The following is a 25,222-nucleotide window of genomic DNA, read 5'->3' as shown; positions in this document are numbered from 1 at the left end:
TGTGATAATTTGGGCTGACAAAACCAACAATGAGCAATGTATATGAAACAGTCTTCGATGGTATTTCGATTTTTAGCTGAGCCGACCGATGTCAACTTTGGCGGCAAAGTCCACGGTGGCGTTGTAATGAAGTGGATTGACCAAGCGGGTTATGCCTGTGCAGCAGGTTGGAGCGGTCATTACTGCGTCACTATTTCTACTGGCACTATTCGCTTTCACCGCCCTATCTTGGTCGGACAAATTGTCGAAGTATCGGCGAAAATAGCCCATACCGGTAAAACCAGTATGCAAATATTTATAAGCGTTAAATGTGGCGATCCAAAAACGCAAAGTATGAATGAAACCAATCATTGTATTATTAACTTTGTGGCCACCGACCAAGCTGGGTATCCAGTCGAAGTGCCTTCTTTTGTCGCAAAAACAGAGGAAGAAAAACGACTTGAAGCCTATGCAATAAAAATGAAAGAAATTTCGATTCAAGCTGAGTCTTTATTACAGCATCCAGAGTAATTTCACGTTAAGGTGCGCTAAAGGATGGTGTTTGCACCTTAGTGGGTTTAAAATGCTCGGCTAATTTTGTCACAAGGCCGAGCAATGTCGCATTATCAAATTGAACCGATTGGCTATATCCAATCTCCCTATAAACAAAAATTTGCCATTCCTCGTCAACCGCGTCTGATCCCACAAGCAAAAGCAACGCTTATGTTTGCCGCTAATTTTAATCGTGAAGAATTTGTCCGTGGGCTGGATGAATTTAGCCATATATGGTTATTATTCCGATTTCATGAAACAGCCGATAAAGGCTGGTCACCTCTTGTGCGTCCGCCGCGCCTAGGTGGCAACGAAAAAAAAGGGGTCTTTGCCACCCGTGCCACGTTTCGACCCAATGCCATTGGCATGAGTGCCGTAAAACTCGAAGGGATTGAATATAAACAAGGCCAACTGTGCTTACACTTATCAGGGATTGATTTACTCGATGGCACGCCGATTATCGATATTAAGCCCTATCTACCCTACTCTGACAGCCTGCCCGATGCAAAAGGCGGATTTGCCGATGACAGACCAGAAACAGAATTAAGGGTGCAGTTTAGTGAGCAAGCCGAACAATTTTGTGAACGCCAAAGTAAGTTCCCTGAACTCAAAGCGTTTATCAGCAGCGTGCTAAAACAAGATCCGCGCCCTGCCTATAAAAAATCGAAAGACGGCTTACAACAATATGGAATGAGCCTTCATTGCTTCAATATCAAATGGGAAATTGAAGACGATCTGAACACTGTGGTAGAAATTAGTCTGCAAAGCGATAGTTAAGCTTTTTTGCAAGCAAAAGCGCTGCTACACTAGCGCCATTAAATTAAACATTGTCCAGCAATAACAATACGGAACAACAATGCGTACTAGCCAATATATACTCGCAACTTTAAAAGAAACGCCATCTGATGCGGAAATTATCAGTCATCAACTTATGTTACGTGCGGGAATGATCCGTCGTTTAGCGTCAGGTCTTTATACATGGCTACCCTCTGGTTTACGTGTTTTACGTAAGGTCGAAGCCATTGTTCGTGACGAAATGGAAAAAGCCGGTGCGATTGAAATGCTTATGCCGGTCATCCAACCTGCTGATTTATGGGTTGAATCAGGTCGTTGGGAACAATTTGGTCCAGAATTACTGCGCATCAAAGATCGTCATAACCGCGAATTTGCTCTAGGTCCAACTCATGAAGAAGTCATCACTGAGTTTGTTCGTAAAGAAATCAGTAGCTACAAACAATTACCATTAAATTTATTCCAAGTTCAAACCAAAGTGCGCGACGAAGTACGTCCTCGTTTTGGTGTCATGCGCGCTCGTGAATTTACCATGAAAGATGCCTACTCTTTCCATTTAAGTGATGAGTGTTTGGATGCAACCTATCGTGTTATGCACCAAGCTTATTGTAATATTTTTGAGCGTATTGGTTTAGAATACCGCCCTGTGATTGCTGACACCGGTTCAATTGGTGGTAGCGTATCTCACGAATTCCATGTATTGGCTGAATCAGGTGAAGATGCCATCGCGTTTAGCTCTGGCAGCGATTATGCGGCGAATATTGAAAAAGCAGAAGCGGTGATGCCCACTGAAGCGCGCCCAGAGCCAAGTAAAGAGCTCAATACTTTTGCCACACCAGAAGCAAAAACAATTGACGACCTTAAAAAGAAACACGGTGTCAAACCACATCGCTGTGTTAAAACATTAATAGTCTATGGCACAGCAAATGAAGATGGTGTGCGCGGTTTAGTGGCATTAGTGGTGCGTGGCGACCATGAGTTAAACGAGCTTAAAGCCGAAAAGCACCCACTGTGTGATAGCCCTCTCGAATTTGCAAAAGACGAAGACATCATTGCCAACCTTAGTGCAGCACCGGGTTCATTAGGCCCTGTTGGCTTATCTATCCCTGTCATTGTCGATCGCTCTGCCAGTATTTTGGCTGACTTTGTTGCCGGTGCAAATAAAGACGGTGAACATTACTCTGGGATTAACTTTGATCGTGATGTGGCTCAGTATGATATTGCTGATTTACGTAATGTGGTTGAAGGCGATCTTAGCCCATGTGGTCAAGGTACGTTATCAATTAAGCGTGGCATTGAAGTAGGTCATATTTTCCAACTTGGAACTAAGTATTCTGAAGCAATGAAAGCAGGTGTACTCAACGAAGAAGGCAAAAACCAAATCATGACCATGGGATGTTATGGGATTGGTGTTTCGCGTATCGTCGCAGCCGCCATTGAACAACATAATGACAAAAATGGCATTATGTGGCCGCAAAGCATCGCGCCATTCCAACTAGCGATTGTACCAATGAACATGCATAAATCGCATCGCATTCCAGATATTGCTGAGCGCATTTATCAAGAGCTGACAGCCGCTGGTATCGAAGTCTTGTTTGACGATCGTAAAGAGCGCCCAGGTGTGATGTTTAATGATATGGAACTCATTGGTATTCCGCATACTCTTGTCATTGGTGAGCGTAACTTAGATAACGATCAGGTTGAATATAAAAGCCGTGATGGTCAAACAGCTGAGTTATTTGATGTAGAGAATGTGGTCGCTGAATTAATCGCAAAAATCCGCGGTTGATCACACTTCTTGAGATAAATAAGCCGAGTGTTATTCACTCGGCTTTTTTGTGATTAAGCGATTAAAGAGTGTTATTTTTTGTCAGGTGCTTCCCAACAATAGAGTTACTCAACGCACTGCCAAAGACATCGGCTAGCTATAACAGCTGTCCCCAAAATTGCTAACTATCTAGTAAAGCCTAATCAATTTGTTAGATAAAATTTTCCCAGACTACAAAACCTAAGATAGTTGAAACATCAACAACCCCAACAAAAAATTATTATGCCTTCCCATTGTTTATAAGCGTCAACTCTTAGGTGCTCTGTAAAAGCTGAATTTATTGAGAAAACTATACAATTAATACCAAGACCAAATGCAACGAAGTAAAACAACCAATTGAATACATCAAAGAGTAATGGATCTTCATCATCTAAAGCCAATTCGTTAGCACCTATGTGATAAATAATCATGCAATACCCCAAAGCGATTAACAAAAACAAGACCTTTAGGTATTTATAGGAGGAAAAGTTGTCCTTAAACGAAAGTTCTTGTTATTCCTTACTTTGACCAGCACCAGCTAGAAACATAAATAAAAGCAATCCAATAGCGGACACTGAATCCAAATTTTTCTCCTGTTATCTAACGAGACTGTAGAAAAACCCCAACAGCCAAATTTAACTAAAAAACGAGCTCCTGTAATCAATTCTAAGCGCATTTAAGGCATTAGCTAATGCATTTGGAACCCAGAAAACAGCCTGTTTTCCTTAAAAAAGAGTAATTCTACAGCCTCAAAACGCCTCATTAAGCGGCGCAAAATTGCTGGCTACACTTAGCGACGGAGGAGCAAAGCCAGCGTTTTTGCGTCCGTTTAAATGACTTGTATGGATAATAAACCCATCTAATTATTCTTTTAAGCCGGGTTAGGGTAATGTGAGACCCAGGCTTTAGCTGCAACTAAAGCTCTCTTTTGTGGTAGTTCGATTGAGCGATGGCTCCTCTGTTGAGAGACCGATAACAAGAATGAACGCCACAAAAGACTCCAAGCATCACACTCGAATAGTCTACTGGGTCTCGAACCCGCATTATGCAAGCAAGAGTTAGCTTATTATGAAAACAAATACTAATCAAAACATTAATGTCGGTGTCGATACCGGAAAATTTCAACTCGATATTTATATTCGCCCTCTTGATATCTATTTCACCGTTAAGAACGATGAAAAAGGGATTGCTGAGGCAATTAAAAAAATCAAAATTCACTCTCCAAAACGTATCATTATTGAAGCCACTGGCCGCCTTGAAATGCCCTTTATTATTGCATGTGCAAAGGCCAATTTACCTTTTGTCATTGCCAACCCAATACACATAAAACGCTTTGCTGGTGCCATTGGTCAACGCGCCAAAACCGACAAGCTAGATGCACAGTTAATTGCACATTATGGCGAGGCAATTAAACCCACTATTTCCACCCTAAAGCCTGACATCATGCAGACTATGAGTGATTTGGTTGCCAGAAGAAATCAGCTGTTAGTCATGCAAACGATGGAAAAAAACCGCCTACAAATTTTACCAAAAGAGCTGATTTCAACCATCAAACCTATTTTAACGGCCTTTAAAAATCAGATTGAAAAAATTGAAAATAAAACTCTAAAACTCATTGAATCATGCCCTGAATATTCAGCCAAAAACACGATTCTACAAAGCATGAAAGGCATTGGTAAAATTGCCGCTGCCTCCATCATCAGTAACTTACCTGAGCTTGGCTATATGTCGAATAAAGAAGCCGGTGCATTGGTTGGCGTTGCGCCTATGAATCGCGAAAGAGGCCGCTATAAAGGGCTTCGAAAAATTCAAGGTGGGCGGCATCAAGTACGCACCGTTTTATACATGGCGATGATGTCAGCCATCCAATCTAACCCTGTTTTTAAATCAACTTATCAGCGATTAGTTGCTGCTGGGAAACCGAAAAAAGTAGCGCTTATTGCGTGTGTCAGGAAGATGATTGCGATCTTAAATTCGATGCTCAGAGACGGAGTAATGTGGGAAGCGCCAAAAGTTTAAAATTAGCTATTGACGCCATAGTCTCTTGTTAGGTTTTGGGCTAAGATGCTGATAGAAACTTGCTTATTACAGAGCAACAAACTTCTGGATATTCTTTGTGAGCCTCATGTTCAGCAAATGGAATGTTCATAAATTTTGAATTTTCTATTTTTTCTACTAGCGCAACTGCCTCACCGAGAGAAAACAAGAAATCATCATCACCGCGCATTACAAGCACCGGACACTTAATGTCACCTACAACATTATTTGGATAACCTGTCGAAGTCATATCCAGCCAGACGTTTTTTACTTTATTTACTAACAAATCAAAATCTGGTTTTGGATTTGATTGGTTATAAGATGTAACCGCATCAGGAAACATCTCTTCCCAGTCACCAGGTGTGACTCCACCTAAGAAGCCGACAGATGGGTCATTCTTTTCTAAACGCCACTGTGAACCTAACGTGATTAACTGTTTTACCTTTGAGTTTTCTGATGCTGCTAAGCGATAACCTACAATACCACCATCACTGAAACCTAATAAAGAATAAGAATAAATATCCAGATGGTTTACAATAGCTTCGATATCGCTTTGGTATTGAGCGTAGCTTAGCTCTTTAGCGCCCACAGTAGATTTCCCATGGCCCCTAAGGTCAATACCAATGATCTGATAGTCAGACGGTATACTCCCGAGAAGGCTGTTAAAGTCGAGCATGCACCCAAAGCCCCCATGTAATAAAACAAGAGGCTTTCCATGTGGGTTACCCATAATTTCATAGTAAAGTTCAGCATCATCAAGGCTTAAATAATGTCCATTTTTATGTGTAAAAGCTAACAAATCTCAACTCCTATTGATGTGAGAAAACTAAAAAATACCAACGCCCAACTAAGGGGCTGATAATTGTTGGCCAAAATGTGAAACGAAGTGGAACCGAGCAAACTGTTACGAATCCGACTTGAGTGCCTTGTATGGATAATAAACACATCTAATTATTCTTTTAAACCGGGTTAGGGTAAGGTGAGACCCAGGCTTTAGCTGCAACTAAAGCTCTCTTTTGTGGTAGTTCGATTGAGCGATGGCTCCTCTGTTGAGAGACCGATAACAAGAATGAACGCCACAAAAGACTCCAAGCATCACACTCGAATAGTCTACTGGGTCTCGAACCCGCATTATGCTAGCAAGAGTTAGCTTATTATGAAAACAAATACTAATCAAAACATTAATGTCGGTGTCGATACCGGAAAATTTCAACTCGATATTTATATTCGCCCTCTTGATATCTATTTCACCGTTAAGAACGATGAAAAAGGGATTGCTGAGGCAATTAAAAAAATCAAAATTCACTCTCCAAAACGTATCATTATTGAAGCCACTGGCCGCCTTGAAATGCCCTTTATTATTGCATGTGCAAAGGCCAATTTACCTTTTGTCATTGCCAACCCAATACACATAAAACGCTTTGCTGGTGCCATTGGTCAACGCGCTAAAACCGACAAGCTAGATGCACAGTTAATTGCACATTATGGCGAGGCAATTAAACCCACACTCTCCACCCTAAAGCCTGACATCATGCAGACTATGAGTGATTTGGTTGCCAGAAGAAATCAGCTGTTAGTCATGCAAACGATGGAAAAAAACCGCCTACAAATTTTACCAAAAGAGCTGATTTCAACCATCAAACCTATTTTAACGGCCTTTAAAAATCAGATTGAAAAAATTGAAAATAAAATTCTAAAACTCATTGAATCATGCCCTGAATATTCAGCCAAAAATACGATTCTGCAAAGCATGAAAGGCATTGGTAAAATTGCCGCAGCCTCCATCATCAGTAACTTACCTGAGCTTGGCTATCTGTCGAATAAAGAAGCCGGTGCATTGGTTGGCGTTGCGCCTATGAATCGCGAAAGTGGCCGCTATAAAGGGCTTCGAAAAATTCAAGGTGGGCGGCATCAAGTACGCACCGTTTTATACATGGCGATGATGTCAGCCATCCAATCAAACCCTGTTTTTAAATCAACTTATCAGCGATTAGTTGCTGCTGGGAAACCGAAAAAAGTAGCGCTTATTGCGTGTGTCAGGAAGATGATTGTGATCTTAAATTCGATGCTCAGAGACGGAGTAATGTGGGAAGCGCCAAAAGTTTAAAATTAGCTATTGACGCCATAGTCTCTTGTTAGCTGTTTACAGCAATAAAACCCTCTTGAGGTCACTTATAAAAGGCTCTAGACAAGTTTGATCTGTTTTGAATTCGAAGTTTAAGCATTGTGAACACTCTGAATGTTTTTCTATACTGCCACTTACAATTACATGACCACAATCTGTCATTGCGAATTTAACACCATGATCGTAGTAATCCTCTTTTAGTTCGGCAATTCCAGATAGACTTTCATTCATCGAAGATAACTTTTCAACAAACTCAACGGCATTGTCAAAAAACAGAGTTCCTTTATAGCCGAAGCCATTAGAAAAGATACTGATATCTGATTTAAATGAACCCTTTTCAAATAATTCGAAATTAGTTAATTCGAAAGTTTTATCATCTTCATTAGTTAAAAGGCTGATAATTTCGGGGTTCATTGATTTGAGCTTCATACTATCCTTGAACAGCTAACGCCTCGTTAAGAGGCAAATAATATGTTGGCTAAAATAAGCGACGCAGGAGCAAAAGCCAACTGTTATTTGTCCTGCTTTAACGACTTGATAATCATTGAGCCTCCTCCCTAGCAAGCCGCATCAGCGGTATGCTTAAGGCAACCAAACCTACAGGAGAAAGCTCAATGAGATTTTATAATAACGCACATCCATACTACTGCGGTATCGATTTACATGCACGCTTACTTTATGTCTGCATCATTGATTCTCATGGCGAAGTAGTTGTCCATAAAAAGATTGGCGCTGATAAAAATGATTTATTACGCCTACTCGAACCTTACATCTGCAATGTGATTGTCGGCGTTGAGTGCATGCATTGTTGGTATTGGGTGTCAGACTGGTGCGCTGAACTCGGGATTGATTTTGTTTTAGGCCATGCCTTGTACATGAAAGCCATTCACGGTGGTAAAACCAAAAACGATAAAGTCGACTCATTTAAAATTGCCACTTTATTGCGCGGTGGTAACTTTCCTGTAGCTTATGATTACCCAAGTGAAATGCGCGCTACTCGTGATTTATTACGTCGACGAATGAAGATTGTCCGCCACGGGGCCATGCTCAAAGGTCATGTTGTAAACACCAACAGTCAATACAACCTGCCTGCAACTGAGTTAAATCTTAAAAATATTTCAGCAAGACAAAAGCTTCGCGAGCAATATCACGACCCAATCGTGCAGCGCAATATCGATTTAGACATGGCACTCCTTGATTGTTATGCAAAAGAACTCGCACAGGTTGAATGGTTCATCGAAAAACAAGCTAAAAACCACAACCCTGTTTATTTAGAATTACTGAAAACCGTGCCTGGTATTGGCAAGATTTTATCGCTGACAATCTTGTATGAAATTGGCGAAATCCGTCGTTTTGAATCAGTACAAAAATTTGCTTCTTACTCACGGTTGGTCAAATGCAAAGCAGAGTCGGCCGGTAAAACCTACGGTACTCAAGGCAATAAAATCGGCAATGCACATTTAAAATGGGCTTTCTCTGAAGCCGCTGTACTTTATCTTCGGGGCAATGACAAAGCACGTAACTACCTCAATCGATTACAAAAACGAATGAGTAAAGCGAAAGCATTATCTGCACTGGCCCATAAGTTAGGGCGCTGTGTCTATTTCATGTTAAAAAACAAAACGGTGTTTGATGAGCAACGATTCTTAAAGGGATAAGTCGCGCAATAAGGTGAGCTGAAAGTCTAACTAGATACTCTTGAAAAAGAGAAACGAGCATGACCGTGAATGAGGTGGCTAATGAAGCAATGACTTCTCACCATCATCACTATGCCAAATGCTATTTAAGCTACATCGCCTTGATTAGACACCTTATTGGCGCGCACTAATACAATCAACAAAGTCGTTTACACCTTAAATGAGCCTGAAACTAACTGTGCAAAAAGCACCTCTGACTTGAATAGTGCCATCTTAGGGTTAACCGATAAATGTCTAGTGCCCCTAACATTTCAATGGATTGAAAAGCGTTAGGCAGCGATAAGATCGCACTAAGAGAGCCTCTATATGTGTTTGCTGTAAACGACGATTTAACAGCTAACCGACAGACGAAGTAGATGAGTTTGTTGATTGATTTGGATTTGACCGCTTGCGCGGTCAAAAAGATAAGTAATGCCTATTGACGAGAGATCGGCTCATATGTGTTATATTCTCTGTGCTTCGCAAGGCTTATTACCATAAAACTAACCATAATAATGATAATCAGTTGAGCTATAGCTTTTGCAACATCTAACCTTTTAATTGATAACTCAATTGACTCTTGCTCTGCAGCTAAGCGCTGATAATAAATGGCTTTCAAAATATCTAAGTCTTGTTTTTCAATTGCTAACTCATAAGCTTTCTTCTCAAGCTCTAAAGTGTCGTTGTGAACATTTTTAACGTAGCTTACTGATATATATTCATCTTGATATTTTATGTACGGAATTTTCTCAAAAAAGATAATTAAAAAAGAAAGCAAAGTCACAATTATTCCGCAAATATAAAATCCTTTTGAATGCACCGTACTCTCCGAGAATATAACAATTTTATAGTGCGCGCTTCGCGCATCTTTCTGCCGATGACACGCTCATAATTCATAACTTCATTTTTAACAAATAACTTAACTCATTGCCAGCTATAATTTTTTTATCGGTACTAAAGATACTCAGACAAGAGAAAATGCGCTCTTGGCTCATTTTCTTGAATATGGGAGCATAACAGCTAAGCTGTATATTTATACAGTTAAATTACTGGTGATAACATGCGAACGCGCTCCCCATTTTTAAACTATATCGCAGATTATATGTTGGTACGTCAGTATTCATTACGTACTGTGGACACGTACCTTAGATGGATTGCATCTTATATCCATTTTCATGATAAGCGCCACCCCGCTTCGATGGGAGACAATGAAGTCGAACGCTATCTAGAACACTTAGTATTAAGGCAAAACGTTGCACCAAGAACGCAAGCAACGGCTCTCAATTCATTGTCATTTTTATATAAGAACAAACACCAGACACTCATAAGTATCTCACTGATTTTAAATGGTTTGTTTCAAAAACAATACAAACTCGATATCAAAGTGAGTAATAGCACGATAGAAAGTTAAGTTACGGCTTGTTAGTATCAAAACCGCTAGTGATCATAAAGTGACATAAAATTTCGGACTTCAGGCATCGCAAAACTGTGATCTGTAGATGAACGCTGACACTTTATTTGTTTCTGCTTTTGCTTTTACTTTTGTAAAATTGTTTGATTTAGAGAGTATGATTACGGGTTTAATCGCAAAAATCCGCGGTTGATCACACTTATTGAGATAAAAAAGCCGAGTGTTACTCACTCGGCTTTTTTGTGATTAAGCGATTAAAGAGTGTTATTTTTTGTTAAACGTACATCATATTGACCATTATTGGTGAATAGCACCACAGCAGTATATTTTTGGTTTTTCTCTGCATCAGTTGGGATTGGGATCACAAAGTGTTCGGCGTAACTGCGCCCAGCCATTTGCCAGCTTAACTCTAGTTCGCCCGCTTGATAATATTTGGCAGGAAACCCAGTGCCGCAGGTGGAGTTAATTTCAATTTTATTGCACGAGACCTGCCCATTAGTGGCTAATGACCGTAACCTGACATTTTCTGCATCATTATTAGCTGTATTTTGAAACGTTAAGCCAGTCACAGAAATTGGCATAGGCTTAGTCAACAACATCTGACAACCTGAAATAGTCAAACATAACAGCAAAGCCAGTCCACTCGTCGATATTGGTGTTTTCAATTGCTTCATATTCCCTCTCTATTTGACACGCCAGTGAATGTGTTTTGCTGGATGGGTTAACGTTATCTCAATTTCCTTTAGCAAAGACTCAATCAGTGTTAGCGCTTTATGTCGTTGTGATTCGTCTAGCGCTTCTAGTGTCGCCTTATCGCTGAAATATATATCAATACTGAGCGATTGATTCAATTGCTTAAAGTTTGCGGTATGACTGATAAACTCAAACCCGCTGAGAGAATGTTTGAATTCATTACAAACTAATGTTAATTGTTTTACAATTTGGCTATCGCGTTTTTTTTCGGTTTTAGTCATCAAGTCTCACCTTATTTAATTAGTGATACTTTATCATTTTTGAAACGGTCAGATTAAAAAATTTAAAAAAACCAGCTTATGATGAACTTTAGTTAGTTTAAAACCCATATTGGGCACTTTAAACTATCATTTCGTCACTTAACTGCAAGCATTTTAGAAACAAAAAAGGCTGTGATGATCACAGCCTTTTAATAAAAAATCTGGTTTATCTAAACAACACTGATTCTTTCTTAAACCAATGAACACAAAATGCCATTAACGCGCCGGCAAGGACGACAGTCGCTAAAAAAATCATAGCCACTAGTGAGTAGTCAACAGTCCCTTTTAGCAATTCTTTTATCGCTAGCGCAACATTTGTGACCGGGATCATCGCTGTTTTAACGGTCAATTCCATATTTGGCATCATCGCAACAATCAATGGCATAAATGCAAGCATTGACAAAGGCCCCATGTAATTTTGCGCTTCTTTAAAGGTTCGTGCATAAATTGAAATAGCCAGAACAATCGAAGAAAACACCGCGGCTAATGGAATAAGTAATAATAAAATCAAACTTAAATCCATAATACCTATATTACCCACCGCCTCTTTAAGCGCTTTAAGCTCCACAAAGTGGCTGATAACACTCATCCAGACACCCATGCTAATCACCGTGATGGATGCGGTGGCAAGCGAGCTGGTTAAAACGGTGAAAAACTTGCCGAGTACTAATTCTGTACGAGTCACAGGTGTGAGCAATAAGGTCTCGAGCGTACCTCGCTCTTTTTCCCCTGCTCCTAAATCAATGGCTGGGTAGCTTGCTCCAGCTAAAACTAAAGGAATGAGTAGGTACGGGATGAGAGCCCCCAGTTTCTCACCTAAGTTTTCACGTTTATTGGCAGTATCGACTTTCTCGATTTCAATCGGTTTAAGTAACGCCACTTGTGCTTGCTCTTCTACCCCTAAGAGTGAAAAGCGCTCTGCCTGCAAGGTACCTGAGAAGTTTTCAATCGCTTCTTTGATGCGAGAAAAAATGAAATTAATAGAGGACGCGTCATTGTAAATGACTTGCCATTGACTTTGCTCGCCACTGGCTAGTTTTTCTCGCGGCTCGAGGGGGATCATAATGCCAACATCAATTTTACCATCGCGCACCGCTTGTTTCATTTGTTCAACGGTTTCGAATGTTTCTTTACTTTGCTCAAAGCTTTTGTGGTAAAACAGCTCTTTGGCAAACTCAGGTGCAAAAGCTTCGTTAGCAATGGCATAGGTATGAACTTTTTGTTCGGCCTCTAAGGTTGCCTGGCTCATCAAAAAACCCATTAAGCCAAAAATGATTGGAAAGACCAACACGGGTAAAGCAACCACAAATAAAAGTGTTTTTTTATCGCGTAATAATTCACGCAGTTCCTTCAAAAAGACTTCAAACATGCTTTGGCTCCTGCAGAATATTTAAAAACGCTTGATTAAGAGTGTCACTTTGCCCTTGTTGTTTAAATTCATCGAGTGAACCACTAAAACAACTGATCCCTTGATTAATCACGGTGACACGTTCACATAACAGTGCGACTTCATCAAGATGATGGGTTGAAAAAATAACAGGTGTTCCTTGCTCTTTTAGCCCTTGGATAAACTTAATCACAGTTTGTGTCGTCATGATATCCAGACCTGTTGTTGGTTCATCCAGAACCACGACTTCTGGAAAGTGAACAACGGCACGGGCGATATTAGTTTTTTGTTTCATGCCTGTTGAAAGGTGCTCAGCGCGTTTATCGATAAAACTGTGCATATCAAGCATATCAAACAGCTCGGCGCAGCGTGCTTTTACATCCTTTTTACTCATGCCGTGAAGACGTGCAAAATACTCGATATTCTCCTTCGCAGTTAAACGGCCATACAAACCTGTCGTACCAGATAAAAAGCCAATTTTTTTTCGCGCCTGCAATGGGTTTTTAATCACATCAACACCATTGATCACGATTGAGCCCCCATCAGGTTGTAATGCGGTCGACAACATCCGCAATGTGGTTGTTTTGCCTGCTCCGTTTGGGCCTAATAACCCTAACACCTCACCTGACCCACATGAAAAGCTCACATCACGAACTGAGTGAAAATATTGGTCGTCTTCGCGGGGATCTTTAAATTCTTGCTTATTGATTTTATGATCTTTGGTGAGCTTAAATTTTTTATTCAGCTCGAGCACTTCTATCATTCGGCTTTCCTTCGTTTTGGACGAAAATAATCGGTATTTTCGTAAAATTTCGCGTTGTTGTTATCACCATACCAATTCGGGATCCCTAAAAATGGCATGGGTGACAAGTTTTCATTATTTTTAAGTAATTGATTATCTCGGATTTGCTGACAAAGCGCATCATCTAATTGCTCGTAGCGCTCCTTTAGTGATAAACGGTTAAAATCAATGTTAAGCGGTAAAATCAGTACTTTACCGGTCAAGCCAAGGTAGGGTTTTGTCGCCATTTCGTAGTTTGCGTGACCAAACATAAAGCTCTGCACACTGTCTTGCCACAAAGACCGTTGTTCAACAAATACATATTGCCATTGATGATTTTTTAACGCCGCTTCAAATTCTAACGCGGCTGATTGTTCTGAATTGAGGGTAACCACAATGCCACATTCGTCAAATAAGGTAATGGCATTACGCGCCTTTGAACGCTTAACTAAGCCATATTGCTGGATCTCTGCAATGTGTAATTGATTTAGCAGTCGTTTAGTTTTCGGAAAAAGCAGCCAAATAAATGCGCCAAATAAGTCATGCCAATTTTCTAGTCTGGTTGGAATTTGCCCGGTTTCAAAAATAATTTGCTCATAGTAGCGCTCATCGTTTGCAAGTTCAGGATCAGCAACAAACCGGAACGATTGACCACCCATTGTATGAGCTGGTGTTATTTGGCTATTGAGCCATGCGACTGACGGCCATTTAGTTTGTGATGAGAGCTTAAAAAATGTTTCTAAGTCATTAAATAATGGATGGGCTAAAAAGTCGTGATGCCAGTGGTTATCTGCAATAAAACGCTTATTGGTGCTATCACTGTGTTGTTGTTGGGTCATTAAAAGTAACCTTGGCTAAATGTGTTGTTAAACCTTAATCGACGCTACTTTACCGCAAATACTGGAGTGTTTTAAGTGAACTTCATATACTAGGCGCAAATTAGTGAGCAAAGAGATAAAAATGAAAACGAAATTTACCCTCTCATTACTCAGCGCGGCGGTTTTAGTGGGCTGTATGAGCACACAAATCACACCTGAGGAACAACAAATAGCCTACGACAGCATTAACGCTGAACAATTAGCCTCACATATCAAAGTGTTGGCTTCCGATGAGTTTGGTGGTCGCGCACCTTCCAGTGAAGGTGAAAAACTAACTTTAGAATATCTCACAAAGCAATTTCAAGCCCTTGGTTATCAACCGGGTAATGGTGATAGCTTTTTACAAGAAGTCCCATTAGTGTCACTTGAAGCTGATCCAAATATGGTGCTAACGATTGGCGGTAAAGACTACCAATACAAAAAAGACATGGTGATGGGCTCTAGCCGCATCAGTGAAAAGCAAAGTATCAGCGATTCTCAGTTAGTGTTTGTTGGTTATGGCGTTAATGCACCTGAGTACAACTGGAATGACTATGCTGGTATAGATGTCAAAGGTAAAACGGTAGTCATGCTAGTTAACGATCCCGGTTTTGCAACTAAAGATCCTGCTTTATTTACGGGTGATGCGATGACTTATTACGGTCGCTGGACTTATAAGTTTGAAGAAGCTAGCCGTCAAGGTGCCGCTGGTGCCATCATAGTGCACGAAACCGCTCCAGCCTCCTACCCTTGGTCAGTGGTTGAAAACTCATGGAGTGGTGAACAATTTGGCTTCCAAAAAGAAAATAACAATATGGATCGAGTCACTGTTGAGGGTTGGGTGACCAGCGACGTGGCAAACGAGTTGTTTGAACGAGCAGGTTTAGATTTCAACACTGCAAAGGTTAAAGCTGCCCAAGGCGCATACAACATTGACATGGGTGATTTAACTGCGTCAGTGAGTGTCAGTAACACGATAAAAAAATCTGTCTCTTACAATTTTATCGCCACGTTACCTGGCAGCGAAAAACCAGATGAGCATTTAATTTATTCTGCTCATTGGGATCACTTAGGTACAGATAAAAACCGTACTGGCGACCAAATTTATAACGGTGCACACGATAACGCAACCGGAACAGGTGGGATGATTGAAGTGGCTGAAGCGTTTGCAATGTTACCAAGCAAACCAAAACGCTCTGTCACATTCTTAGCTGTAACGGCTGAAGAGCAAGGGCTGTTAGGTTCTAAATTTTATGCAGCTAACCCTGTGATTGCAGCAGATAAGACAGTCGCAAATATCAATATGGACAGCTTAAACATTCTAGGGAAAGTGAAAGATATCAGTGTGGTTGGTATTGGAAAATCTGAACTAGATGATTTGTTAACTGTGGCTGCTCAAGCACAAAACCGTTCAGTTTCTGGCGATCCTAAGCCTTCATCAGGTGGATATTACCGCTCTGATCACTTCGCATTCGCCAATATGGGTGTACCTGCAATGTATGCTGGTGGCGGTACCATTGCTTTTGACGAAGATACCGAGTCGTACCGTAAAAAAATGAGCTTAGTGGTTCGTGGCTGTTATCACCAGCCTTGTGACCGTTATCGTGACGAATGGGATTTAAGTGGTGCTGTTCAAGACCTTCAACTGTTTTATCAAGTCGGTTATACAATCACTGAGCAAAAAGATTGGCCAAAGTGGTATAGCCAATCAGAGTTCCAACGCAATAAATAAATGATAATGATATTGATTATCATTTGAATCAAGGCTAATGTGTACCTATTGAAATATAGGTGCACATTTATGAATTTAACTCTTGCTGATCAACGGCTGTCTTTTAAACACTTTGCTTTTAAACAAAAGCGTTTGTTACTTCCTTTTTTCATTGTGTTTTGTTTGCTTCACCCCAGTACATCCAGTACCACATTACAAGCATTAACAGACGCTTATCTCCAAGTCACTTTATTTGTCGCGGCGACCTTATATCTGTACTATTTTTTATGCGATAAATACTCATTCTTAGATTTCAACGCAATCCGCACTAAGCAACCTCATTTAGAAGTGCCCTTCGCGACACTGTTAGGTGCATTACCGGGTTGTGGTGGGGCTATTTTGATTGTTACCCAATATACCAAGCGTCAAGCAAGCTTTGGGTCTGTTGTCGCAGTGTTAACAGCGACAATGGGTGATGCTGCATTTTTGCTTTTAGCAACCAAACCATTAACCGCCCTATTTGTGATTTGCGCTTGTTCTATATCCGGTTTAATTGCCGGCTACCTTGTCAATAAATTTCATGACTATAATTATTTGGCGCCTCAAGAGCAGCACACACCTGACCCATCACAACCAGCAAATGATAGTCTGTTTTCCAAAGCCACCCGAGTATTTTGGCAATGGACTCTAGCACCCGGTATTTGCATCGCTTTACTGATCGCATTTCAATTTGATTTCGCCAGTATTACCCCTAATTTAACAACTTGGCTGCAAGGGATTTCGGTGGTTGCCATTTTAGTTATCTTATTCGGTTGGGCATTATCACAACAGGGCAGTTCTTATCAAGATGTTGCAGCAGAGCCCAAGCCTGAAAAACCATTTAATGTTTGGCAAAAAATCATTAATGACACGCACTTTGTGACTGCATGGGTAGTGGTTGCGTTTCTAAGTTATGAGTTATCAGTTAGCCTGTTCGATATCAATTTTCATAGCTTATTTCAGGGTTATGTTGTTTTTGCCCCCTTAATTGCCATGATTGTTGGGTTGCTACCTGGTTGTGGACCACAAATATTAGTCACGAGCTTGTATTTACAGGGAGCCTTGCCGCTGGGTGCATTGGTGTCAAATGCGGTGGCAAATGATGGTGATGCTTTATTTCCTGCGATTGCTTTAGCACCACGAGCAGCCTTAATTGCAACGATATACTCTGCTATTCCAGCATTGATCATGGGATATTTAGTGTACTTTTTATTTTAATACTGCCTGAATTTCGTTAAAGGCACCGATGAAAAATACAACGCTTGCAGTGCAATCAAACAAGTCTGAGCCATAATTACTTACGGCATTGCATAGTCTTTACAATAGCAATGCTTTTATCAACCATTAAAAGGATGTAAACATGGAGAACTTAGAATTTAGTAGTATTAACGACATTACGCTGCGACTGATCAATCAGCAGGCGTCCCCTGATCAACTTGATGAATACTACAGTCTGTGTAAAAACATGCTGCAGCATGCTCGAATTGAAACGGATAATGCAGTAGAAAGTATTTCTAGATGGAATAAATCGCGTCTTACGCGACTGGCTCCCTAGTTCTAAGTATTATTAAAAAATGGCGCTAATTTAGCGCCATTTTTATATCATAATTGACAATCTATTATGGGCTCTAACACATTGCCATTAACATTTTTGATGGTTGCTCAAGATACGCTTTCCAAAGATTGTTAAAGCGAGCAATAGTGCCACCGTCAATCACTCGGTGATCCCCTGACCAACTTACTTGCATAATTGCCCGTGAAACCACCTGGCCGTTTTCATCAAAACGCGGTAAATGCTGAACTTTACCCAGCGCCACTATAGCCACTTCTGGTTTATTGATAATTGGCGTTGCTGTAGTGCCTCCAATCGCACCAATATTAGAGATAGAGATTGTGCCACCTTTTAAATCTTCAGGTGCGACACGCCCTTCTCTGGCCGCGGTGGTTAATCGTGTAATTTCTTTAGCAACATCAATAATACTCTTAGCCTGACACTGTTTAATATTAGGCACCAGCAGACCGATTTTTGAATCTACCGCCATACCAATATTATGATCACTAAAATAAGTCAGCTCGGTGCAGTCATCGTTAACTTGGCTATTGAGCACAGGAAACTCATTAATTGCTAAGGACAATGCTTTGACAAAAAATGGCATCATGGTGAGCTTAATGTCTTGCTCCTGATATTGAGCTTTTAAACTTTGGCGTAAAGCAATAATGTCTGTTAAATCAATTTCATCACTAAAAGTAAAGTGAGGAATGGTTGTCACAGACGCGACCATTTGTTTTGCCATCGCAGCTTTAATTCCGCGGATCGGCTCAACACGACTTTGCGAAACGGGTTTAACCTGCTCTATAGCCTGATTTATTTCACAACTAGCATTTACCGAAGCTTGATTATGTCCGCCTTGCAGATAGCGTTCGACATCTTCTTTATAAATACGACCATTTTTACCAGTACCGGGCACTTCACTAAGATTGACATCTAACTCTCTTGCTCGTCGACGCACAGCCGGAGATGCCACCGCTTTACCTGAAGATACCTGCGATGCCCCCAAAGCATTCGCCATTGTATTTGGGTTACCCGCTACGACAACTGGGGTAATATCGACTTTGACCTCGGTAATTGGCCCTTTACCAGCGATCTTCATTTGAAATAATGGGCTATGTACTTTAGCAATGTCACCTTTTTGATAATAAAGGCGTTCAACCACACCATGGTGTTTAGCCGGAATTTGAACCAAAGCTTTGTCTGTCATCACATCACACACAGCCTGATCTTCGGCAATCGTTTGCCCTTCTTCGACTAACCATTCTACAATTTCACATTCTACAATCCCTTCCCCAATATCAGGTAAGATAAAATCTTCAAGCTGTGTATCTGTGGATTGCGCTGTATCTGGCTGGGCGTGTTGCTCACTAGAAGCTGAAACTTCGCCTTCTAGTGTCATTGCAAATAACGGTGCATGGACTTTGGCGATGTCGCCTTTTTGGTAGTATAACTTAGCAATAATGCCGGTATGAACTGCTGGGATCTGCACTAACGCTTTGTCGGTCATCACATCACAGATCGGCTGATCTTCTTTGACTGCATCGCCTTCAGCGACCAACCATTCAACCACTTCACATTCAACAATGCCTTCACCGATATCAGGTAAAATAAAATCTTGGCTCATGATAAATCCTTAAAACGTCACAGATTGCTTAATGGCAGCAAACACTTTGAGTGCATCAGGTACATATTCTTTTTCTAATGCCAATGGATAAGGAGTATCCATGCCACACACTCGCAAAATGGGTGATTCTAAATGCAAAAAACAATGCTGCTGGATTGTGGCTGCAATTTCAGCTCCAAATCCATTAGTTATTGGCGCTTCATGGCTAATCACTAGGCGGCCAGTTTTATTCACTGAAGTGACTAACGTATCACGATCCCATGGCAAAATACTGCGTAAATCAATGATTTCACAGCTTATCCCTTCTTTTTCAGCTAGTTGAGCTGCTTGTTCAATAATTTCCATTTGTGCCCCCCAAGCTAATAAGGTGACATCTTTACCTTCTTTGACCACTTCCGCTGTGCCTATCTCAATGCGGTAATCGCCATCAGGAACTTCACCTATTGATGCTCGATACAGGCGTTTTGGCTCGAAGAACAACACAGGGTTGTCATCTTCGATACATGAACGTAATAGGCCCTTTGCTTGGTGAGGGTTACGAGGCACAACGATTTTGATCCCTGGAGTATGAGCAAAATACGCTTCTGGTGATTGCGAATGGTATAAACCTCCAGCGATCCCACCACCATAAGGTGTGCGGATAGTCAGCTTACCAACATTAAACTCATTGCCGCTGCGATAACGGAATTTAGCGGTTTCATTCACAATTTGATCAAATGCCGGGAAAATATAATCAGCAAACTGTATTTCTGCGATCGTTGGCGCACCAAATGCGGCCAAACCATTCGCAAAACCTAAAATACCTTGCTCTGTGAGCGGCGTATTAAACACTCGGTGTTTTCCATAACGCTCCTGCAAGCCCGAAGTCGCTCGAAAAACGCCACCAAAATGGCCGACATCTTCACCGAAAATACACGCATTAGGATGTTCGGACATAGAAATATCCAATGCGGCATTAATCGCTTGTAGCATATTCATTTGTGCCATTATTTAATTCTCCCCGCAGTCGTTGGATAAGCCTCTGGGTGTGCCAATATATGCGCTTTTAATTGTTCATATTGCTCAGACAAAGCAGGAATAGGCATATCATACACATCAGAAATTAATGACTCTAATGCTGGTTTTTCAATTTTTTCAGCCACTTTTACGGCTTCAAGAATTTGCTCTCGGATTGTTTCTTTTTCAGCATCGTCTTGAGTTTCGTCCAGCCAATTTTGAGCAACCAACCACTTTTTAAAGCGTACTATCGGGCAATTGAGATGATGATCAGCTTCTTCTTCTTTTGAACGATACCCAGAAGGATCATCAGATGTAGAATGTGCGCCTAAACGATAGGCGATTGATTCAATGAGAACGGGTTCGCCTGTTTTCCTACAAATATCACGTGCGGCTTGAGTTGCAGCAAAAACAGCCAATGCATCAGCGCCATCTACACGGATTGTTTTAATCCCATAACCAACGCCCCGACTGGCAATACCATCACCAGCAAATTGTTCATCAGCGGGCGTTGAAATTGCATAGCCATTATTACGTGCAAAAAAGATCACAGGAGCTTTTAATACTGCAGCCATATTTAAACCAGCATGAAAGTCACCTTCAGATGCGGCGCCTTCACCAAAATAACAGATGGTCACACTGTCAATTTCAGAATTCAGCTCGCCAGTCGCTGCATCAATATGCTTAAGTTTTTGACCATATGCGTGGCCACTAGCCTGTGGAATTTGTGTACCAAGAGGAGAAGAAATGGTCATATAATTCAATTCATTTGAACCATAATGGATTGGCATTTGTCGACCTTTACCTAAATCGAGCTCATTAGAAAACATTTGATTCATGAATTGATCTAATCGAAACCCACGGTAATGTAATGCTGCTTGTTCCCTGTATTGCGCCATGATCATATCATTGTCATCAAGGGCGGCAGCACTGGCCGTCACCGCGGCTTCTTCACCTAAACATTGCATGTAGAAACTGATTCGGCCTTGACGTTGCGCGGCCTGCATTCGTTCGTCCAACATACGAATAAAGCGCATAGTACGATATAAACGTAAAGCAGTGTCTTTTGAAATATTTGGTACGGTCGCACCAGGATAAACGTCACCTGTTTCACTTAAGATTTTAAGTGTTGGAATATTCAGTGCATGCCCATCGATAAACGATAACTCATGGTGAACATTCAAGGACACGTTATTGGGGTTCGTCATAACTTTCCTACCCTTGTTGTCTGGCTATTACTAATCTGTTGTGACTTTTACATCCTTATATTGACTGAATTAATCAATCTTAGAATCAAGAAAGAATGATTAATTTAGTTAATGATAAGTTTATAAAGTTTTTATTCTGTTAATTAGTACGCTGAAGTTAATTTAAAGCTGCAGTGACTTTACGTTAACGTAAACGGATATTCAACTAATTTTAGATGAACATCCGCAGACTGTGGAAAGATTTTTATACGAGATGATGAGTGTTTTTAAGCGGAATTACGGTTAAGACTGCACGCTGACCAAGGGCAACATCTGCATTAGGGAAAATCACGGCTTCTCCTTCTGTTTCAGCAAAATATTCATGCTCACCATCTTTTGCTAATAAAGCGCCTTTAGCAAAGCCTGTAAAGTTTTCGACATCATCGCCAAAACTGAAGCTAAAATCTGTATTGGTGCGATTAATTGCCCGATTAACTTCAAAAAGCTCAAAGTCATTGAGATTAAAATCAGGGTAATTTACATCTCGTTGAGTAATCAGGTTGATCAAAGTCTGTTTTGTTTTTGCAAAACGACTCATATCGTTTTGTCCAAACGGTTTGACTTGACCTAATTCTATCGTGAAGGCATCTGCACCAAATTGATTTGATGAAAAATAGCTGAAAGTTGTTGCAGCGCTTTTCATCATTAATACAGTATTGACACCACAAGCTAATAGAAAACTAAGCTGTTCTTTTTTCCAAGGGGCTTGGCCGATAAATGGATAAACAGCAAACTTCTCATTTTTTGAGCCTCTTATGGCTGTATGTAAATCATAATGCGCGCGTGTGCGCTCCCCAGCGACAGAGCTAAAGAAATCACTCACATATTGTTCTAATTTTGCAGCACGGATCCGCTCATTATTAGCCGGTGCACCTGTATGTGCTCCGCTGAATAGTCGGTTAAGATTTTCTTCTACAAAACGTTTTTCAATGTTAATCGATGCAGGATTACCAAAAATAAACAACACTCGATGCGCAAGTGTTAATTCTTCTTTTATGATTTTTTTAATCAATTCATCACAGATCTCAATCGGCGCGGTTTCATTACCATGAATTGCACTGGATAAGACAATATCTTTATGACCGGCATTACTGGGTTCAAATATAATTACACCGCTGTCGATAACTCGCACATGTGTCCCGTTGTCTAGCTGAAACGTTGCAGGCTCTAAGTGCCATTCATTTTCGCGACTGACTGATAGGAAATCACCGCTCTTTTTTAATTGTTCTAAATACATAACAAACCCTTTGAACGAATTTTAGATAACAAAAAGGCGGTCTAGACCGCCTTTTTAAGCTTTGCCGCGCTTATCTGATCACAGAATCAACTAATGCTTTGGCTTCTTTTTCTAATAACGCTAAATGCGCTTCACCTTTAAATGACTCAAGGTAGATTTTATAAATATCCTCCGTTCCCGATGGACGAGCCGCAAACCAACCATTTTCAGTTACGACTTTAAGGCCTCCAATTGGGGCATTATTCCCAGGAGCATGGGTCAATTTAGCTAAAATTTCGTCTCCAGCTAAAGTTGTTGCAGTAAGATCACTGGCTTGTAATTTGGATAATTTATCTTTTTGTGCACGATCAGCTGGGGCATCAAGGCGTCGGTAGATAGGCGCACCAAACTCGGTCTCAAGCTCTTTATATAATTGGCTTGGTGTTTTACCCGTCACAGCTAAAATTTCCGCTGCGAGTAACCCCATAATAAAGCCATCTTTATCTGTATTCCAAACGGAGCCATCAATTCGTAAAAATGACGCGCCAGCACTTTCTTCGCCGCCAAACAACAGTTCTGATTGGTTTAAGCCATCTACAAACCATTTAAAACCGACTGGGACTTCTTCAACTTGCCGTTCATTACGCGAAACAACTTTATCAATCATCGCGCTAGAAACTAATGTTTTCCCTACTTTTCCAGAGACAGGCCATTGCGGACGGTGTTTAATTAAATAATCAATCGCCACAGCCAAAAAGTGATTAGGATTCATTAAGCCATCTTTGGTGACAATCCCATGACGGTCATAGTCAGGATCGTTACCAATACCAATGTCAAAGTCATCTTTTATCGCAATGAGATTTGTCATTGCGTACGGTGACGAACAATCCATGCGGATTTTTCCGTCTTTGTCTAAAGTCATAAAACCAAACGCAGGATCGACAACTTTATTCACAACAGTTAGATTTAAATTATATTGTTTGGCAATCACAGGCCAGAAGTTAATCCCTGAACCACCGAGTGGATCAACACCGATTGTAATCCCAGCATTTGCGATAGCTTCTAAATTCAATACATTTGCTAAGTCGTTGACATAAGGTGTGATCAAATCTTCATAACGAACAAACCCTGAACGAGCAGCTTTAACAAATGGAAAAAGTTCGACTTCGACTAAATCTTCTAATAACAGCTGATTAGCACGATCTTCTACCCACTTAGTGATACTTGTATCTGCAGGCCCGCCATTAGGTGGGTTATATTTAAAGCCGCCATCTTGCGGTGGATTATGTGAAGGAGTGACAACAATCCCATCAGCTAATTCATTGGGGTGTGTTTTATTGTGGCAAACTACCGCATGGCTTATGACGGGTGTCGGTGTGTAATCATCATTTTCTTGAACGATAACTTGTACTTCATTGGCAACCAACACTTCAATCGCTGAATTAAACGCCGCTTCAGATAATGCGTGAGTATCTTTGCCTAAATACAAAGGGCCAAAAATGCCATTTTGGCGGCGATAGTCACAAATTGCTTGTGTGATCGCTAAAATATGTGATTCGTTAAATTGAGTATTAAAGGAACATCCACGATGACCTGATGTACCGAAAGCAACTTTATGTTCTGGGAATTCTTCGACATCAGGTTCATTTAGGTAATAGGCAGAAATCAGTTTAGGGATATTAACTAAATCGTCTTGTTGCGCTCGTTGTCCTGCTCGTGGGTGAATTGCCATTTTCTTTCCTTATAAATAATCGCGTATTTTTTCAGCTTGTTCATTACTGTACCCGAGTGATATTGCAACTTCGTGTAACATCATTTTTTTACGAGTAGTATTTGAATTAGTCATGACCCAAAATGTACTATCTGGGATTTTTTTAGGATTCATGCTATTGCCTCCTTCCAACAACTCTTCTTTCGTAGTTGCGAAGTAGATTCTATCTCGACCTTTGATATCTAATACAGCATTAAAATCAGCCTTATGTGTGCGATGAAAAGCAGCTAAGAGGAATAGAAATCGACCAACCGCCCCTTTTTGCATGGCGAGTTCTTCTTTATTAAGAATGTTAAACACATTCCCTTTATAAGGTACTGCAGAAGGAGCAGGTTCAGCCGGCGTAACACTCTGTTTTTGACTATCATCGTTTGCTTGTGCACTTACAACAACAGGAGATTCAGTTTGAGTGGCTGTTGGTGAAACCTGAGAGTGAGATAAATTTAATAAACGACGCAAAATTTGCGAAGCGCTTTCACCAATACTTTGAGTGTTGCTTGCAATGTACTGATATAGCTCGTCATCTATTTCTATTTTTTTCATGTTTTTCCTATTTGAGATGCTATTTCAATTAGCTCAATCGTCCGCGATTATATCCTGATTTTAATTATTACTCTATGGTTTGCATTTTCTATTTTGGATCGGCAGA

Annotated in this window: 24 protein-coding genes; 10 read left to right on the top strand and 14 right to left on the bottom strand. The window is 40.7% G+C overall.

Annotated features, from left to right (window positions below; genetic code table 11):
- Nucleotides 1-42: 42 nt before the first annotated feature.
- The 4 genes from AC3KVK_RS08070 (at nt 43) to AC3KVK_RS08055 (ending at nt 5,149) form a co-directional block, all read left to right on the top strand.
- Nucleotides 43-510: an acyl-CoA thioesterase gene (locus AC3KVK_RS08070; RefSeq protein WP_490312041.1), complete on the top strand. Its 468-nt coding sequence runs from the start codon at nt 43-45 to the stop codon at nt 508-510.
- An 84-nt stretch (nt 511-594) separates the two neighbouring features.
- Nucleotides 595-1,308, top strand: a complete 714-nt coding sequence (gene tsaA, locus AC3KVK_RS08065) for a tRNA (N6-threonylcarbamoyladenosine(37)-N6)-methyltransferase TrmO (protein WP_490312042.1) — start codon at nt 595-597, stop codon at nt 1,306-1,308.
- 79 nt (nt 1,309-1,387) lie between these two features.
- The gene (locus AC3KVK_RS08060) at nt 1,388-3,112 is read left to right on the top strand and encodes a proline--tRNA ligase (protein ID WP_490312043.1); all 1,725 of its coding nucleotides are present in this window, start codon (nt 1,388-1,390) and stop codon (nt 3,110-3,112) included.
- Between the two features lie 1,086 nt (nt 3,113-4,198).
- Nucleotides 4,199-5,149, top strand: coding sequence for an IS110-like element ISPtu2 family transposase (locus tag AC3KVK_RS08055; protein WP_518526938.1), 951 nt, complete (start codon nt 4,199-4,201; stop codon nt 5,147-5,149).
- Between the two features lie 40 nt (nt 5,150-5,189).
- Here the strand turns inward: AC3KVK_RS08055 and AC3KVK_RS08050 are convergent, their stop codons facing one another.
- The gene (locus AC3KVK_RS08050) at nt 5,190-5,966 is read right to left on the bottom strand and encodes an alpha/beta fold hydrolase (RefSeq protein WP_490313767.1); all 777 of its coding nucleotides are present in this window, start codon (nt 5,964-5,966) and stop codon (nt 5,190-5,192) included.
- 357 nt (nt 5,967-6,323) lie between these two features.
- Here AC3KVK_RS08050 and AC3KVK_RS08045 point away from each other — a divergent pair, with 357 nt between their 5' ends.
- The gene (locus tag AC3KVK_RS08045) at nt 6,324-7,274 is read left to right on the top strand and encodes an IS110-like element ISPtu2 family transposase (RefSeq protein ID WP_518526937.1); all 951 of its coding nucleotides are present in this window, start codon (nt 6,324-6,326) and stop codon (nt 7,272-7,274) included.
- Between the two features lie 36 nt (nt 7,275-7,310).
- Here the strand turns inward: AC3KVK_RS08045 and AC3KVK_RS08040 are convergent, their stop codons facing one another.
- On the bottom strand, nt 7,311-7,721 hold the full coding sequence (locus tag AC3KVK_RS08040; protein ID WP_490313773.1) for a WapI family immunity protein: 411 nt from the start codon (nt 7,719-7,721) through the stop codon (nt 7,311-7,313).
- Nucleotides 7,722-7,906: 185 nt separating this feature from the next.
- Here AC3KVK_RS08040 and AC3KVK_RS08035 point away from each other — a divergent pair, with 185 nt between their 5' ends.
- The gene (locus tag AC3KVK_RS08035) at nt 7,907-8,950 is read left to right on the top strand and encodes an IS110 family RNA-guided transposase (protein WP_518526905.1); all 1,044 of its coding nucleotides are present in this window, start codon (nt 7,907-7,909) and stop codon (nt 8,948-8,950) included.
- 454 nt (nt 8,951-9,404) lie between these two features.
- Here AC3KVK_RS08035 and AC3KVK_RS08030 read toward each other — a convergent pair whose 3' ends face one another.
- Complete coding sequence (locus AC3KVK_RS08030; protein ID WP_490313778.1) at nt 9,405-9,788, bottom strand: hypothetical protein; 384 nt, start codon at nt 9,786-9,788, stop codon at nt 9,405-9,407.
- Nucleotides 9,789-10,028: 240 nt separating this feature from the next.
- Between AC3KVK_RS08030 and AC3KVK_RS08025 the strand changes: the two genes are divergently transcribed.
- The gene (locus tag AC3KVK_RS08025; protein WP_518526936.1) at nt 10,029-10,379 is read left to right on the top strand and encodes a phage integrase N-terminal SAM-like domain-containing protein; all 351 of its coding nucleotides are present in this window, start codon (nt 10,029-10,031) and stop codon (nt 10,377-10,379) included.
- A 254-nt stretch (nt 10,380-10,633) separates the two neighbouring features.
- Here the strand turns inward: AC3KVK_RS08025 and AC3KVK_RS08020 are convergent, their stop codons facing one another.
- From AC3KVK_RS08020 to AC3KVK_RS08000, 5 genes are all read right to left on the bottom strand, one after another.
- Nucleotides 10,634-11,053: a hypothetical protein gene (locus AC3KVK_RS08020; protein WP_490312444.1), complete on the bottom strand. Its 420-nt coding sequence runs from the start codon at nt 11,051-11,053 to the stop codon at nt 10,634-10,636.
- Nucleotides 11,054-11,062: 9 nt separating this feature from the next.
- Nucleotides 11,063-11,353 carry a hypothetical protein gene (locus AC3KVK_RS08015; protein WP_490312443.1) on the bottom strand — a complete coding sequence of 97 codons (291 nt, stop codon included), beginning with the start codon at nt 11,351-11,353 and terminating at the stop codon, nt 11,063-11,065.
- 205 nt (nt 11,354-11,558) lie between these two features.
- Nucleotides 11,559-12,761, bottom strand: a complete 1,203-nt coding sequence (locus AC3KVK_RS08010; protein ID WP_490312442.1) for an ABC transporter permease — start codon at nt 12,759-12,761, stop codon at nt 11,559-11,561.
- Entirely contained in the window at nt 12,754-13,542 is a 789-nt protein-coding gene (locus AC3KVK_RS08005; RefSeq protein ID WP_490312441.1) for an ABC transporter ATP-binding protein, read from the bottom strand. Before AC3KVK_RS08005 ends, AC3KVK_RS08010 begins: the two co-directional genes overlap by 8 nt.
- The gene (locus tag AC3KVK_RS08000; protein WP_490312440.1) at nt 13,539-14,399 is read right to left on the bottom strand and encodes a DUF3025 domain-containing protein; all 861 of its coding nucleotides are present in this window, start codon (nt 14,397-14,399) and stop codon (nt 13,539-13,541) included. The genes AC3KVK_RS08005 and AC3KVK_RS08000 overlap by 4 nt, the downstream gene beginning before the upstream one ends.
- Before the next feature lie 121 nt (nt 14,400-14,520).
- Between AC3KVK_RS08000 and AC3KVK_RS07995 the strand changes: the two genes are divergently transcribed.
- The 3 genes from AC3KVK_RS07995 (at nt 14,521) to AC3KVK_RS07985 (ending at nt 17,722) form a co-directional block, all read left to right on the top strand.
- A complete protein-coding gene (locus AC3KVK_RS07995; RefSeq protein ID WP_490312439.1) occupies nt 14,521-16,149 on the top strand; it encodes a M28 family metallopeptidase in 1,629 nt (542 codons plus the stop codon).
- 69 nt (nt 16,150-16,218) lie between these two features.
- Nucleotides 16,219-17,385, top strand: coding sequence for a putative manganese transporter (locus AC3KVK_RS07990; protein WP_490312438.1), 1,167 nt, complete (start codon nt 16,219-16,221; stop codon nt 17,383-17,385).
- Between the two features lie 142 nt (nt 17,386-17,527).
- Nucleotides 17,528-17,722, top strand: coding sequence for a hypothetical protein (locus AC3KVK_RS07985; RefSeq protein WP_490312437.1), 195 nt, complete (start codon nt 17,528-17,530; stop codon nt 17,720-17,722).
- 73 nt (nt 17,723-17,795) lie between these two features.
- Here the strand turns inward: AC3KVK_RS07985 and AC3KVK_RS07980 are convergent, their stop codons facing one another.
- From AC3KVK_RS07980 to seqA, 6 genes are all read right to left on the bottom strand, one after another.
- Nucleotides 17,796-19,343: a dihydrolipoyllysine-residue acetyltransferase gene (locus AC3KVK_RS07980; protein WP_490312436.1), complete on the bottom strand. Its 1,548-nt coding sequence runs from the start codon at nt 19,341-19,343 to the stop codon at nt 17,796-17,798.
- A 9-nt stretch (nt 19,344-19,352) separates the two neighbouring features.
- Nucleotides 19,353-20,330, bottom strand: coding sequence for an alpha-ketoacid dehydrogenase subunit beta (locus AC3KVK_RS07975; protein ID WP_490312435.1), 978 nt, complete (start codon nt 20,328-20,330; stop codon nt 19,353-19,355).
- The gene (locus AC3KVK_RS07970; protein ID WP_490312434.1) at nt 20,330-21,547 is read right to left on the bottom strand and encodes a thiamine pyrophosphate-dependent dehydrogenase E1 component subunit alpha; all 1,218 of its coding nucleotides are present in this window, start codon (nt 21,545-21,547) and stop codon (nt 20,330-20,332) included. The genes AC3KVK_RS07975 and AC3KVK_RS07970 overlap by 1 nt, the downstream gene beginning before the upstream one ends.
- A gap of 244 nt (nt 21,548-21,791) precedes the next feature.
- A complete protein-coding gene (gene astE / locus AC3KVK_RS07965; RefSeq protein WP_490312433.1) occupies nt 21,792-22,823 on the bottom strand; it encodes a succinylglutamate desuccinylase in 1,032 nt (343 codons plus the stop codon).
- Between the two features lie 70 nt (nt 22,824-22,893).
- Nucleotides 22,894-24,534, bottom strand: coding sequence for a phosphoglucomutase (alpha-D-glucose-1,6-bisphosphate-dependent) (gene pgm, locus AC3KVK_RS07960; RefSeq protein ID WP_490312432.1), 1,641 nt, complete (start codon nt 24,532-24,534; stop codon nt 22,894-22,896).
- Nucleotides 24,535-24,543: 9 nt separating this feature from the next.
- Nucleotides 24,544-25,116 carry a replication initiation negative regulator SeqA gene (gene seqA, locus AC3KVK_RS07955; protein ID WP_490312431.1) on the bottom strand — a complete coding sequence of 191 codons (573 nt, stop codon included), beginning with the start codon at nt 25,114-25,116 and terminating at the stop codon, nt 24,544-24,546.
- Nucleotides 25,117-25,222 lie beyond the last annotated feature (106 nt).

The organism is Pseudoalteromonas sp. J2K-J979 (genome assembly GCF_058169715.2).
This window is presented reverse-complemented; position numbering and strand designations above follow the sequence as displayed.